At 67.7% G+C, this 13,963-nt stretch carries 11 protein-coding genes; 3 read left to right on the forward strand and 8 right to left on the reverse strand.

The window, feature by feature from the left end:
* Positions 1-96: 96 nt before the first annotated feature.
* Positions 97-1,629: a phytoene desaturase family protein gene (locus tag ACFYV1_RS27600; RefSeq protein ID WP_389398299.1), complete on the reverse strand. Its 1,533-nt coding sequence runs from the start codon at positions 1,627-1,629 to the stop codon at positions 97-99.
* 9 nt (positions 1,630-1,638) lie between these two features.
* A complete protein-coding gene (locus ACFYV1_RS27605) occupies positions 1,639-3,897 on the reverse strand; it encodes a tetratricopeptide repeat protein (RefSeq protein ID WP_389398300.1) in 2,259 nt (752 codons plus the stop codon).
* 399 nt (positions 3,898-4,296) lie between these two features.
* Here ACFYV1_RS27605 and ACFYV1_RS27610 point away from each other — a divergent pair, with 399 nt between their 5' ends.
* Positions 4,297-5,205 carry a thermonuclease family protein gene (locus ACFYV1_RS27610; RefSeq protein WP_389398301.1) on the forward strand — a complete coding sequence of 303 codons (909 nt, stop codon included), beginning with the start codon at positions 4,297-4,299 and terminating at the stop codon, positions 5,203-5,205.
* 104 nt (positions 5,206-5,309) lie between these two features.
* Positions 5,310-6,269 carry a hypothetical protein gene (locus tag ACFYV1_RS27615; RefSeq protein WP_389398302.1) on the forward strand — a complete coding sequence of 320 codons (960 nt, stop codon included), beginning with the start codon at positions 5,310-5,312 and terminating at the stop codon, positions 6,267-6,269.
* A gap of 819 nt (positions 6,270-7,088) precedes the next feature.
* Here ACFYV1_RS27615 and ACFYV1_RS27620 read toward each other — a convergent pair.
* The 3 genes from ACFYV1_RS27620 to ACFYV1_RS27630 form a co-directional block, all read right to left on the reverse strand.
* Positions 7,089-7,841, reverse strand: coding sequence for a hypothetical protein (locus ACFYV1_RS27620; RefSeq protein ID WP_389398303.1), 753 nt, complete (start codon positions 7,839-7,841; stop codon positions 7,089-7,091).
* Positions 7,838-10,243, reverse strand: coding sequence for a hypothetical protein (locus tag ACFYV1_RS27625; RefSeq protein WP_389398304.1), 2,406 nt, complete (start codon positions 10,241-10,243; stop codon positions 7,838-7,840). Before ACFYV1_RS27625 ends, ACFYV1_RS27620 begins: the two co-directional genes overlap by 4 nt.
* 62 nt (positions 10,244-10,305) lie before the next feature.
* Positions 10,306-10,824: a hypothetical protein gene (locus ACFYV1_RS27630; protein ID WP_389398305.1), complete on the reverse strand. Its 519-nt coding sequence runs from the start codon at positions 10,822-10,824 to the stop codon at positions 10,306-10,308.
* A gap of 583 nt (positions 10,825-11,407) precedes the next feature.
* Here ACFYV1_RS27630 and ACFYV1_RS27635 point away from each other — a divergent pair.
* Complete coding sequence (locus ACFYV1_RS27635) at positions 11,408-11,698, forward strand: transposase (protein WP_389398306.1); 291 nt, start codon at positions 11,408-11,410, stop codon at positions 11,696-11,698.
* Positions 11,699-11,752: 54 nt separating this feature from the next.
* Here ACFYV1_RS27635 and ACFYV1_RS27640 read toward each other — a convergent pair whose 3' ends face one another.
* The 3 genes from ACFYV1_RS27640 to ACFYV1_RS27650 form a co-directional block, all read right to left on the reverse strand.
* On the reverse strand, positions 11,753-12,136 hold the full coding sequence (locus tag ACFYV1_RS27640; protein ID WP_389398307.1) for a hypothetical protein: 384 nt from the start codon (positions 12,134-12,136) through the stop codon (positions 11,753-11,755).
* 399 nt (positions 12,137-12,535) lie between these two features.
* The gene (locus ACFYV1_RS27645; RefSeq protein ID WP_389398308.1) at positions 12,536-13,429 is read right to left on the reverse strand and encodes a caspase domain-containing protein; all 894 of its coding nucleotides are present in this window, start codon (positions 13,427-13,429) and stop codon (positions 12,536-12,538) included.
* On the reverse strand, positions 13,426-13,815 hold the full coding sequence (locus tag ACFYV1_RS27650; RefSeq protein WP_389398309.1) for a hypothetical protein: 390 nt from the start codon (positions 13,813-13,815) through the stop codon (positions 13,426-13,428). The genes ACFYV1_RS27645 and ACFYV1_RS27650 overlap by 4 nt, the downstream gene beginning before the upstream one ends.
* Between the last annotated feature and the right edge of the window lie 148 nt (positions 13,816-13,963).

Consider the following 13,963-nt stretch of genomic DNA (forward strand, 5'->3'; position numbering starts at 1 on the left):
GACTGCTCACGCACACACACGCACACGCGTACGCCTGCGCCGGCTCCCCGCCCACCCGCGGGAGCCGGCTCGGGCGTCCGCCGCCCGGCACCGGCGTCATCTGCCGAGCGCGGCCATCGCGGCGTTGTGGCCGGGGACCCCACTGACACCGCCGCCTCTGACGGCGCCCGCCCCGCACAGCAGCACATTGGCGTGCCCGGTCTCGACGCCCCAGCGTCCCGTGGCGTCCGTGGCATACGGCCAGGACAGGTCGCGGTGGAAGATGTGACCGCCGGGCAGCCGCAGTTCCCGCTCCAGGTCGAGTGGAGTCTTCGCCTCGACGCAGGGGTCACCGTTCGCGTCGAGTGCGAGGCAGTCCGCGATGGGCTCCTCCAGGTACGAGTCGAGTTCCGCGAGCGTGGCCGCCAGCAGTTCGGCACGCACACGGTCGTTGTCGGCGGCGAACAGTCCGGCCGGGGTGTGCAGTCCGAAGAGCGTCAGGGTCTGCGCGCCCTGTGCCACCAGCTCCGGCGACAGGATCGAGGGATCGGTCAGCGAGTGGCAGTAGATCTCGGACGGCGGCGCGCTCGGCAGCCGGCCCGCCGCGGCCTCCCGGTGGGCGACCGCCAACTGCTCGTAGCCCTCGGACACATGGAACGTCCCCGAGAACGCGTCCTTCGGCGCGACGGAACGGTCCCTGAGCCGGGGCAGCCGGCGCAGCAGCATGTTGACCTTGAGCTGGGCGCCTTCGGCGGCTTCGGGCGGCTCCTCGCCGAGGAGCCCGGCCAGCGCCTGCGGCGACGCGTTCACGAGGACCCGGCGGGCGGCCACGACACCCTCGCCGTCGCGGGTGCGGAAGGCGACCTCGGCCCGCTCGCCGTCGGTCGCGACACGCGTGGCCTCGTGTTCGACGACGATCTCGGCGCCGGCCTTCGCGGCCGCCGCGGCCAGCGCGTCGGTGAGCGCTCCCATCCCGCCGACCGGCACGTCCCAGTCGCCGGTGCCGCCGCCGATGACGTGGTAGAGGAAGCAGCGGTTCTGGACCAGCGAAGGATCGTGGGCGTCCGCGAAGGTGCCGATCAGCGCGTCGGTGAGCACCACTCCACGGACGAGGTCGTCGTTGAACCGCTGCTCGATCGCGACGCCGATCGGCTCCTCGAAGAGCATCCGCCACGCCTGCTCGTCGTCGACCACTGCCCGCAACGCGTCACGGGTGGGCAGCGGCTCCGTCAGCGTCGGGAACACCCGCTCCGCGACCCTGCCGGTCGTCCCGTAGAACTCCTGCCACGCCGCGTACTCGCGGTCGCCGCCGGTGACCTCCGCGAACGACTGCCGGGTGCGCCCGCCGCCCACCAGAAGGCCGCCGTCGTTCCTCGGCGTGTACGAGGAGACGGTGCGCTTGCGTACGGCGAAATCGAGCTCGAGGTCCCGCACGATCTTCTCGGGCAGCAGCGAGACCAGATACGAGAACTGGGACAGCCGGGCGTCGACACCGGGAAAGGGGCGCGTGGAGACGGCCGCTCCCCCGGTGTTCGGCCGACGCTCGAGGAGCAGGACGCTGCGCCCCGCCCGGGCCAGGTAGGCGGCGGCGACCAGGCCGTTGTGGCCGCCGCCCACGATCACGACGTCGTACGAAGCGTGTGCGGGCATGGCCGGACCCTAACCGCCGGGCTCCGCTTCCGCCACGGTCCGGCGCAGCGTGGCGACCCGCCGGTACAGCTCGACCGCTTCCGCGTGGCGCCCGAGCTGTTCCAGGCAGTGGGCCTCGTCGTTCCGGCTGGACAGCGTGTCGGGATGCTCGGGCCCCAGCACCCGCTCACGATCGCCGGCCACCTGCTCGTACACGCCGAGGGCGTCGGCCCAGCGGGCCAGCCAGCCGAGCGCCACCGCCACTTCCCGCCGGCTCACCAGGGTGTCGGGGTGGTCGGGGCCGAGCACCCGCTCGCGCAGGGCGCTCACCTCCCGCGACTCGGCCAGTGCTTCCTCCCAGCGGCCGAGCCGGCCGAGGTTGACTCCCAGGCCGTGCCGGGCGCGAAGGGTTTCCGGGTCGTCGGCGCCGCGGACGCGGGTCCGGTCGCCGACGAGGCCGCGGTACAGCTCCAGGGCCTCCGCCCCGCGGCCGAGGCGGCCGAGGCAGATGCCGATCTCGTAGCGGGCCGCGAGGGTGTCGGGGTGGTCGGGCCCCAGGGACTGCGCGCGGGCGGCCGCGACGTCCTGGTAGGCGACGAGCGCCTCGGCCCAGCGGCCGAGCATGCCGAGTGCGTAGGCGACTTCGTACCGGGTGACCAGGGTGTCGGGGTGGGTCGCGCCGAGCACCCGTGCGCGGGCCCGCGCGACGTCCTCGGCGATCCGGCAGGAGTCCTCAAGCCTCCCCATGCGGCTCAGGTTGAAGGCCAGATTGTGCCGGCAGCGCAGCGTGTCGGGATGGTCGGCGCCCACGGTCCGCTCGCGGGCCTCGAGGACCGCCCGGTACAGCCGGTCGGCCTCGGTGTGCCGTCCGAGCCCGCCCAGCACGTAGGCGGCCTCCTGCCGGGCGGCGAGCGTGTCGGGGTGGTCGGTGCCGAGGGCGCGCTCACGGCCCGTGGCGACGTGCTCGAACTCCTCGAGCGCCACTGCCGCGCGACCGGTACGGCTGAGGCTGAACCCGATCTCGTAGCGACTGGACAGGGTGTCGGGGTGGTCGGAGCCCAGCAGGGCCTCGCGTTCGACGGCCACCGCCCGGTGCACCTCGCCCGCCTCCTCCCAGCGGCCGAGGCGGCCGAGGCTGAGACCGGCGTTGTGCCGGGTGGCAAGGACGGCGAGCAGTTCTGGCGGCGGGGTGGGCCGCCCGCCGCCCTGGGCGGGCACCCGGGCGGCTCCCGGCGCGACGGCGGCCGCCGGCCGCACAGTCCACTCGCCGGTCAGCGCCGCCGTGTGGTCGAGCCCCGGCGGCACCGACTGCGCTGCGTACGCGCCGGTCGCCTTGTGGCCGGTGGTCATGTTGCGCGTCCAGTACGGCAGGGCCTGCTCGCGCGAGGTGTCCGGCCGGGGCTCGCGCTGCAGGGGCACCACGGCCGGCCGCCGGCGCACATGGCCCGCCGCATGGATACGGCGGCGCAGGTCACCGGCGGCGCCGGGCCGTTCCTCCGGGGTCTTGGCCAGCAGATCGAGCACCATCAGGTCGAGGAACTCGGGGATCTCGTCGCGGTGTTCCCGCAGCGGTCGCGGGACCGTGTCCCGGTGCCCGACGAGGATCGACCAGGTGTCACCGACGTCGAACGGCGGGGCGCCGGTGGCGAGCTCGTAGAGCACACAGCCCAGCGAGTACAGGTCGCTGCGGTGGTCGACCTCGCTCCCGCCGATCTGCTCCGGTGACATGTAGTGCGGTGTCCCCATGGCGATGCCGGTGCCGGTGAGCTTGGACGTGAAGCCGATGTCCTCGCCGAGGCGCGCTATGCCGAAGTCGCAGATCTTCACCCCGCCGCCGGTGAGCCGCATGATGTTCGCCGGCTTGAGATCCCGGTGGACGATGCCCTGTTCGTGCGTGTAGTCGAGGGCGTCGGCGATCTGGTCGGCGATGTCGACGACATCGCCGACGGGAAGCGGCTGCTGCTTGTTGTCGTCGAGCAACTGGCTGAGATTGCGGCCCTCGAGCAGCTCCATCACGAGGTAGAGCACGCCGTCGTGCTCGCCGAAGTCGTGGACGACGGTCACGCCCCTGTGCTGGAGCGCGGCGGCGACCCGGGCCTCGCGACGGAAGCGTTCCCGAAGAACCTGGGTGAAGGAGCGGTCGGGCTGGGACCCGAGCGGCTTGAGGCACTTGACGGCCACATGCCGGCCGAGCGACTCGTCGCGCGCACGCCACACCTCGCCCATGCCGCCCCGCCCGATGAGATCCAGCAGTCGGTACCGGCCCTGGATCAGCCTGGTTTCCGCCATCTCGTGTTGTCGCCCCCGTCACCTCGCTGCGCCCACCCCGGCCGGTCCAGTATGGCGGCCCGCCTGCGCGGTTTGTACGGTGCCGGGCGCGTGCCGGGCCGGATCCGGGCAATCGCTTTCAAGATGTGACCGGGAGGGGTGGCCGCACAGCGTATGCGGGTGGGGACGCGGTGCAGCCGGTCACCGGTGGGCAGTACGGCGTGTCACCGGAGGGCCACGTCGCCCGTACAAGTGGGCGCGCTGCGTGATTCGCTCACCGGGGATAGCCTGGTAACCGAGGTGGTTTGACAGATCCGCGATGCGCCGACTTCCGCCATTCGCAGCGGAATGCTTGTCGCAGTGGCGCGCAGCCGGGGTTCCGGACTTTCGAATGGCACCGCACTCGAACGAGGAGCGGTCGTGATCGATCCCGTACAGGTTCTGTGGTCGCCGGAAGGCGTGACCATGCCGTCGTTGGGGGCTCGTGCCCTCACCGACGTGCACGACGGTGACACGCCCTCCATCAGGATGCCGATCCGCATGCTCTCCGTGGACACCCCCGAGGTGACGGCCGGTACTGCCGAGCGTGCGGCAATCATCGATCAGAAGTTCGTCGAATTGGCCAGGTGGATACGGGAGGGCGTCGCGCCCATCACTCCCGGCCTGGCCGAGTTCCTGATCGGCAAGCTCGACAGCGGACGCGCGGGAACCCTCCAGTTCCAGCAGGGCACCGCCGCGTCGGACTTCGCCAAGCGGAACATCGAGACGCGGCTGGCCCGGCCCAACGGCACACCGCGCAATCTGTTCATCCGCATCACGGACACGGCGTTCGACGACAACCATCGTCTCCTGGCCTACATCGCTCCCAGCTACTCGCGGCAGGAACTCGCCACGATGGACCTGCAGCAACGATCGACGTTCAACCTGGACCTGGTGAGGGCGGGATGGTCCGCGCCGTTCATCATCTACCCGTCCATTCCGGGAGAGCGGGACCTGCCCCTGATGCTGGCAGCCGCCGAAACAGCCGTCGCCGAGAAGCGCGGGATCTGGGCCGATCCCGACCTGCTCCTGGCGTACGAGTACCGCGCGGTCGAGAAGTTGCACTCGGTCACCAAGAAGAAGACCGAAGGCAGCCCGCTGACTGCCGTGCAGGAGCTCTCCTGGCGTCAACGCTACTGCGCCGACCTGCGCACTCGGGAGCTGCACGGTCCGGAGGACTACTTCCTCGTGGATCCGGTGTATCGCCTCTGGCTCTGGCCGCAGGACGTGCAGGAGGCCGTCGGGCGACTCAACCTGTGGCCGTCTGCACGGCTGGGCGGCGCGGACTGACCGCTGCTGCCGCGGCCCCGGAGGTCATGATGGCGTTGTTCCCGGACAGAAAACCCGATCCCTTCGATCCCGACGGGGACCTCCAGCAAGCCCTGGACAATGCGATGGCATCCCTCGGCTCGGGGCTCGAGAGCACACCGATCGCGATCGTCGCCCTGAACGAATCCGACACCCACGGTTTCGCCGGTCTGCTCGAGACCGAGATCCATTACTCCGCCAGCCTCTTGAAGACCGCCGGCCGGTGGGCCGCGTTCGAACTGCGCAGGGCGGCGAACGAGTTCATTGCGGGAGTTCAGCCCGCTCCGACGCCCGAGAATGTCATCCCGATGCTGCGCGGCGCCTTCGACGACGCCATCAACGAGAGCCGGGTGTCACAGCTCGCCGGTGCGAACCTGGACGGGTTCCTGCTGCCCCGCTGGGACCAGGTCTTCACGGTGCAGCCCGATTCGACGGTCAACTTCTCCCAGGGCTTCTTCGGGAATCTCTTCGACGCGATCGTGGACGGCGACAACACGGCCGCCGGCGCGATGGTGCACGGCCTCGGCTTCGGCTATCTCACCAAGGCGGCGGCCACAGCCGAGTTCTTCGACGACGAGGCGACGGCGGACCCGGAGACCGCGGACGGCATGTGGTTGTGCGGTGACTTCGGGAACGGATTTCCGCCGCAACGCATTCCCTGCGTGAACGACGAGTCCACCGCTCAGGGGACGTCCGTCCGCCAAATGGCTCGACTGTTCACGTTCCTGGCGGGCCCTGACCCTCTCGTCGACGCGGCAAGCGACGCCGCCATGCTGAATCTTCTGTTCCAGGCGGTACAGAGAACGCACTTCTTCCTGAGCCGTGACGACGCCCATGTGCAGTTCCGCACGCGGCACTCGAAGATCGGAGTGGGGCCGCTCAAGAGCGGCACCATGGTGGCGTCCGAGGCGGCGATCGTGCGTGAGGACGGGACCGGACGGGACTTCGTCGTGGTCTTTCAGAACCGGTCACCGGGTGACAACACGTCGCTCGCTTCGGTCTCACAGGTGGTCGACGCCACGATCGCCAACTTCCTGTTCCCGTGAGTCTCCTCCTCAGGAGTCGCAGCTTCCCGGGTAGCAGGTTCCTCGCCAGATCACGCTGAAGCCGCCGAGACGGAGGAGGTGACGCCGGGCGACCCGGCCGAGGTCGCCGAGGAGGGAGCACGAGACCGGATTCGGTGACGCTGCCTCGTAGCCCATCGGCCATGTCGTCGTGAAGCGGTGCCTCTTCTGAGCCGGCCAACCTCGATATGTGCCGACTGGCGTCGACATTCGCGGACCGTGTGACCAAGTCTTTTAGTTGACAATAGGCCACGTTCCTGACCTACGGTGATGCCAAGTACCTTTGACTCTCCCGGGGAGGAAATCAAAGGAGAGATACTTGGCACATAGGTACACCGCAGGTCACAAGGGGTGCCGGGTGAATCCGCCACCCGCGGAATAACTCCAATGCCAGGATTTCCCATCTTGGGAAAATAGGCTTGACGCCCCGCACGGCGAGCTCGCGGCGGACTTGACTGGCAGGTTGAGAAACTTGTCGAGGTTGCAGGGTTCTGCGCAAGGACCAAGTTCGATCGACTGACTCCGGTCTCGTACCGCAGCGACTCGGATTCCGCAGTGGACCCACACTCTGAGGTCAAGTTGGCGGCCTGGCTGCCTCACCTCCTCACTCGTCAGGCTCTGCCGTATGCCCGTGCATCAGATATGGGGCCTCCTCAGGACGCGCCCTGATCCGGGCACACCGCCATGCGGCGTCAAAGCTGAGCGTGTGCGGCTCCCGGCGCATCACCTGCCACGCCTGCCAGCTCGTTCGAGGAGAAAGCAAGATCCGTAACAGAGCCAGTCGGCCGTCGTCCGTCGGCCTCACGTCCGGTGCTCAACTTCCGGAACCGGTTCGCCGATGGGGAGTTGTTCGGCAAGTTCCTTCTCTCCGTATTCCAAGAACAAGGCACGTAAAGTACCCAGGAGATCACCCGCGTCACGGGGGTTGAGGTTGCCGAGAAAGGTGTGCAGCAGTTGGGCCACGACAACCCATTGCGCCTGGGGATGCCATTGCTGGACGGCCTTCACGAGGGCGTCGACGTCGGTTCCAGAAGGTAGCTCCTGTCCGGCCTGCTCCAGCATCAGGTAGAGGCGGGCGGTGGCCGGCGTGCGCAGGATCTCCTCCTGCATGAACCGGATACGAGCGGAGACCTGATGGCGTGCCAGTTCTGCGAGTTCTTCCTCGCTTCGTAACCGGGCGATGCGCGCCGCGCATGTGCGTGCGTGTTCGTCTATAGAAAGGGTCACGTTTGCCCACACGATCTCGACGCCATCGATCGTCCAGGGAAGGCGGCGGCGAAGTTCATGGTTGATGTCTTGCTCGGTGGCCTCGTACCGCAGGATGCTGCGCTGCGACGCGAGGCTTTCAGCGAGAAGCCGTACAGGGCGCCCCGCGTCTCCCGGAGATGCGGGGCCGACCGCCCCGTCAGCCGGGCGTTGCCATTCGACTCGGAAAGCTGCCGTGAAGTGCAGACCTTCGTCGCAGCTGTGAAGTAGGTCCGAGAACTCGCGAACCCAGCTGGCGGAGCGGTCACGTTGTCGCTCGGAAGCGCCCCTTCGCTTGTGTCGTCTCACACGTCCTCCGCACGGCGCACAGTGCGCGGATGAAACTTGGCGACGGCTCGGCTTCGATCGTGGAAGAGAAGGTCGGTCAGCTCATGGCGCAGCTGCACCCGCCTGGGGTCCGCGTCGGTCGCGGGGAAGGGCTGCCAGGCGTACAGCAGGTCGTTTAGCCGGTTACGGAGCTCTCGCGCCTGCTCGGGGTCGGCATGGTTCAAGGACCCTCGCAGCGCCCCGAACACGAGCGGCTGCAGATCCTTGTCCTGGTGAGCGGCGTCCATCCACAATGCGAGCGCCGCAGCGGGCTCGGCTTCGTGAGCGGGCGCGGAGAGCAGAGCGCTCCAGCCGGTCGACAGGCCTTCGGGTGTCGGCAGAAAGTCACTGTCGGCCGCGCTGTTTTGGAGCAGGACGGGTACAGGTGCCCTGCCTTCGCCATGGTCAGTGGTCAGTGTGGCCAGGGCGGCGAAGGATCGGCGGCCCGAGACAAGCCGGTCGGAGTCCGGTGCGCACCAGGTTCTGATTGCGTTGAACAGGCCCTCGCGGGCTGTGGATTCGGCCCAGATCGTGCGGACCGCGGCGTACAGGGACCTCTGCACGGCAGGGTCGTCCGAGGCTGCGGCGTGCTTGAGGCGCACCATGGCCTTGGTGGTGTGACGGCGGCCGAATTCTCCTGCGCACACCTCAACGGCGAGCCGGGGCAGGGCCGCGTCCTCCTTGCTCTTGGACCAGCGCAAGAGGAGTTCGTGAACGAATCGCGCCATCGTCGGGTGGAATGCGGCGGCGGAGACCAGGTCGATCGCCGCGTTCCACAGATCGCTGTCGCGCTGCCACGCGGAGATGATCTTCTCCAGAGGGTCCGCTTTGCGGTGCCGCGCGGCCCATCGGACGGCGAACGCACCGACTCGGTTCGCCAGCAGGAGCCGTTCCTCGCGGGTGAACGACTCCAGAAATTCGTTGGTGCCGGTGATCGCGGGGGCCTGCGCCATCCAGCTCAGGAATGCCTTGCGGGCTGCGGGACGGTCGATCCAGAAGTAGCTGAGGACTGCGTCGTCCCAACCTGGCCGGCCGAAGTCGAGGGTGTCCCGTACGGGGTGAAGGTCGGCTTCGATCTTGTCGACCAACTCCAGGACGCCTGGCGCTTCCTGGCCCCGCAGCGAGACGGAGGTACTGAATGCCTTGCACAGTTCCGCCGTCTTGACATACACATGCGCGACGGCTGCGTTCCTGAGGAGCGCAGCCACCAGCAGGAAGTTCCGCTCGAAGTTTGTCCGGCCCGGTTTGCTGTGCCAGTCGAGCAGTTCCCTGCGCCAGTCGGTACGGGCTTTGACGACGCTGAGCACACTGTCGTTGAAGCCGCTCGGGTCGTCCGCGGTGTCCGTTCCCTCGTCGGCTGCGTTCTCGACTCGGGCTGCGGACCGAGACGCATCCGCTTTGAGGATCAGGGCGACGGTCTGCAGAACGTCCGAAGGGGCCTGCCCGTCAAGGAGCTCCCGGATCCGTGAGTCGGACAGCCACAGGCTCGTGTCCAGGTCGGGAGCTTCTGCTGTGAGCCAGGCTCTGGCCACCTTCACCGGATCGGGACGGCCCAGGTCGGGAACGAGATCTTCCGGGGCGCCAGTCTGGATGCGCTGCCACTGCTCCGGCGTAGTCAGGACGATCAGCCGGGAGGAGCGCTTCTCGAGCACGCGTTGAATGTGGTGGAGTGCGGCGCCAAAGTCGTCCGCGACCGCAAGGTTCCCGTCCTCGTCAGTGGGCAGGTCCAGCAGATACGCGGCGTTCTCCTCGGTCGGCAGACGGCGCACGGGGAAGCGGTTGGTGCCGCCGAAGTCCAGCGGACCCACGCGTGCACCAGTGCGAAAGTGCAGATCAGCCAAGAGCGCGTGGGCGGTAAACGTCCGGCCGGCATCCGGTTCGCGGGGCAGGACGAGTACGGCGCCCGGGTTCGCAAGCCTGTCGTAGGTCTTCTGATAGCCGTCGGGTTCGGCGAACACGGCCCGTACCGTCTTCAGGTAGGGCCGTGGCAGTTCCGAGTGCTCCAGCAACTGCCCGAGCACCGCGGTGAGCTTCACCGCGTTCATCTCGCCGAAGTTGAAGAGCGCTTCCTGACGCAGGTCCGCTACGGCCGCACGCAGCACCCGCCGCGCCTCTCGCACCATGGGATCGTCAGTCTCAGGCGAGGTGCCGGGCTCGTCCAGCCTCCCCCCGCCGTCATCGTCACCGTTACCGGCACGCGGCGACGGCACAGGGTCCGCCGCGCTAAAGCCGACGCCGGAGACGGGAAGGTCCGTCCGCCCGTTTTCCGTTCCGGTCTGGTCCGTACTCCATCTCTGCCCATATGCGGCCGACGCGCCATCCGTGAACGAAGGCTGCGCGGAGTTGACGCGCTCGTCAGGCTCTCCGGGCAGGGGTGATTCCATGCGGGTTCTCCCCGTTGATGATCGAGCAATCGGCTCTCGGGGTGGTCACCCCGAAGAAGTGCTCAGTTCAGTTCGTCGAACTCGGCGCTGGTCATCTCGCCGCCGGGATGGACGACCTCTGCGGTGTGTTCGATGTCGAAGGATGCTGTGCTGGAAACGCGTCGGGCTTTCAGAGCTCGTGAGACGCCCTGGACGTCGCCGACCTTCGTCACGATCCGTCGGCCGCTCGAGGGCCGGTCCTCGCCAACAAACGTGATACGCCGCTGGTACACCTCCTCCAGCACGTTGCGAAGTCCGCCCATGGCCCGCCGCAGCCGCTCGTCCTGGCCGTCCGCCGAGGAGTCCTGCTCGGCATACAAGCCGAGCACCTCGAGCAACTCCTCGAGCCGCTGTGCCCGTTCGTCGGTAACGTTGCCCGGATCGAAGTCCAGCACTCCGCCCGGGTCTCCCGCCACGACAGCCGGGATCTGCTGCGAAGGCTCCGCCTCACCGGGCCTGCGGCGGGCAGCGCGACGATCGAGGACGACCTCGGCACGACGATAAAGGAACCCGATGGCCTGCGTGAGCGCCGATGCCGCCATCACGGGAAACCCCAATACATCACTCACCGCAGTCCCTTCTCACGTCCAGATCGCCATCGGATTGATCACAGCGCGAATACGCTCACCCACAGGATGCGACGGACCCACTAAGGGGGGAGTCTGGTTGATCCGAGATGACCGGAATCGGTCGTCGTGCTCGTGTTCGATGACACCTGCCCTGCCGCTCCTCGGCACAGAGCCACCAGGCACATGACCAGCCGCAGCGATGCCTCCTGTCGCCATCAGCGCATCAGGAGAGATGCGGACAACACCCCCATGTCCCGACCTTTCGCGCAGGCCAGCACGACGTGATCGACGCAGTTGACAGACCGCACCAACCGAGCAAGGACCCGGGCAACCGCCGCCCAGACAGGGACTCGACGACACTCTGCGCGGACACTACGGGGAGTTTCCTGGAGCCCGTCACACCCCATGACAATGACGACTTCCATCCCTACCTGACCGAAAACCGTGATGGAGACCCGCACGAATGCGCCGGTCACGACAGTGGCCTCCGAGCGGCAAAGTGGCCCAGCACGCGAGGACCGCGTGCGTGTCAACTCGGTGTTCAGTGGCCGGCTGAGTGGGGTACGCGCTGGAGTTGCGCAACTACGCGGTGCAGAGATACCGGCAGGCCAACCCGAAACCCACGTACGGCAGCCTCGCTGACGAACTCGGAGTGCATCCCGATACCGTGCGCCGCTGGGTCCGGCTAGCCGAGCAGGGAACCCGCAACACCGCGCTGAACGGAAACGCCCGTCGTCCAGATAGCTCGCCCGGAGCCTCGTCCCCCTACCCGAGGAATCCCTGGTCGGCTTCCTGCTCTGCACGTCGTACCGACTGGGGCGCACACTGCGACGCCTCGCCCAGTTGAGCGGCCTCACGGACAACGCAGGGCTAAGTCCCATCGCAGCACCTGCTCGGCCTTTCACACCTGCGGCTTGAGCACTTCAGTGCGATCATGCGCCGACTCAGCGACGCGCGACTGTGGCCACTCTTCACTCACATCGTCGAGCAAATCGCGGACGACCTCGACGCCCAGGAGAACCGAATCGACTACGCCAACCGCCGGCGCAGAATGGGAAGCTGGTGCATGCCCGACTCCGACCGGGACCGCCTCTTCGGCAACCTCCACCAGCTCGAGCGCCTGCGGACCCAGATGGATCCCCGCTTCATGTCGATCGTCGTGTGGAGCGATGTCACGCGGGGTGAACCACCGCGGTCCCCCTTCGCGGTCGCGGTACGCAGCGCCGGCGATACCCAAGGCCTCACAACACTGATAGGCCACTTCCACGAGGTCGACCTCGGCCACGGCCAGCGATTCCGACTGCGGCAGCGCCTAGCTCCATACGCGACGCACCTGGCAGGTCCTGCGGCCAAGACGAGGATCTGTCCGTCGACACGGACGTTGCGGTAGCGCAAGAAGCGGACGCGTACAGCCCGAAGGCCCCCAACCCGCCTGCCTGAAGCTCAGGTCAAACGCCCTATGCCCCCAAAGCCCAGCGGTTACACGTCGTACTGACTGCTGGCAGCAGCCGGTGCCAACTACACCGCTTTTATGCCAACTAAAAAGCCTCGTCACAGAGCGTCAGTGTGACCAAGTCCGGTAGTTGACACTCAGCAACGTTCCCGACCTGCGGTGATGCCGACTAGGTTCAGCGACTCTCGGTACGAAATCAGAGAGATAGTTGGCACTTTGGTACATCGCAGGTCACAAGGGGTTCCAGGGTGCTTTCTCCGAATCAGTTGATCGTTGGCGTACCGCACCGGCTCGCTGCGAGTGGACCCCTGCTCGTATGTCTGCACAGTTCGGTGCCACCGTCCGCGATGCTTCCGGCGGTAGGGCCCGGTGCTCCAGCTGTGACGACCACCTTCCCTCGTTCGGCTGCCGGGGCCCGAGGTTGCCTACCGGCATACGGCGCCTGTTGACGTAGTCGAAGAGGTCTCCGACAGTGACCTCGCCCGTGCCGTTCTTGCCCACCTTGCCGGGGCGCAGGGCCTCGATCACTTCGCCGGTGAAGACGGACGGCTTGATCTCGTCGGTGGCATCGGCGTAGGAGTCCTCGCCGGCCCGTGAGAAGGACAGGACGTAGACGCCTCGGCTGGTGAGCAGCGCCTTCTCGCCGGAATTCGCGACCGGCTCGGGGTCCGGCTGGTCCGAGGTGCGCAGGCCGACCGCGAAGCCGCCGCTGCGGCAGCAGTCGATCATCACCACCTTCTGCTGGGCCCAGCACTGTTCTAGCTGCTCGTTGACGAACCCGGCGCTCACGCCGGTATCCGCGACGTGGTCGAAGTGCGTGTCCGTGGCGACGAAGTAGAACTCGCCGCCTGCGCGGACCAGCCGTGTGCCATGTCCGGAGACGTACACCAGCGCCAGCTCTTCCGGCCCGCATTCGGCAATGAATTCGGTGATGGCCTGCCGCATGTCGTCGGCGGTGAGGTCGGTGCGGCGGGTAATCGAGGTGAAGCCACCGATGTTGCGGTTGAGCAGGACCTGTTCGAGTCCCCATACATCCGCCTGGGTGGACGGAAGCGGCCCGTAGCGGTCGTCGTCGTAGAACTCGTTTCCGATCAGCAGGGCCCTGCGGTGAGTAGTCCTTGTCACGACGCGCCACCTCCCGCGGAGCTACCCTCGTCCTGGGATTCTGCGGTGTCGTCGGTAACCCGGTCGAGGAAGTCGCGGACCAGACGCTCCTGATCGGCGTTCGGACGGCCCGTGAGGGTGACCGAGTGCCCGTCGTAGATGACTTCGACCTTGCGGTGCCGCTCCTTTGCGCACCACTCCTTGATCAGCGTGATGAGGACGTGCGAGGCCGGACGTGAGGCTGCGGCCACGTCCCCGGCCCCGGCGCCCTTGCGCCCGTCCGCGACGGGCCCATCACCGTCGTCGGCGTAGCCGAGGACGAGCCCCTCGACACCGCTCAACGCGGCATACAGGTCGCGCGTGAGCCGCTCCTGCCGCAGGGCGTCTCCGCCAGTCGGTACGGCCAACTGCCACTGCTGGCCCCCGGATTACATCCCTTGCTCCTTGCCTTGTGCTCTTCGTGTTCGGTGCGCCGCCAGGACCTGGTTTCAGGCGTTCTCGGCGGGTTCTTTCAGGAGGCGCATGGCCATGACGGAACCGTCCTCGCGCAGGGAG

Origin of the sequence: Streptomyces sp. NPDC003023 (assembly GCF_042888225.1) — a bacterium.
Classification (GTDB): Bacteria; Actinomycetota; Actinomycetes; order Streptomycetales; family Streptomycetaceae; genus Streptomyces.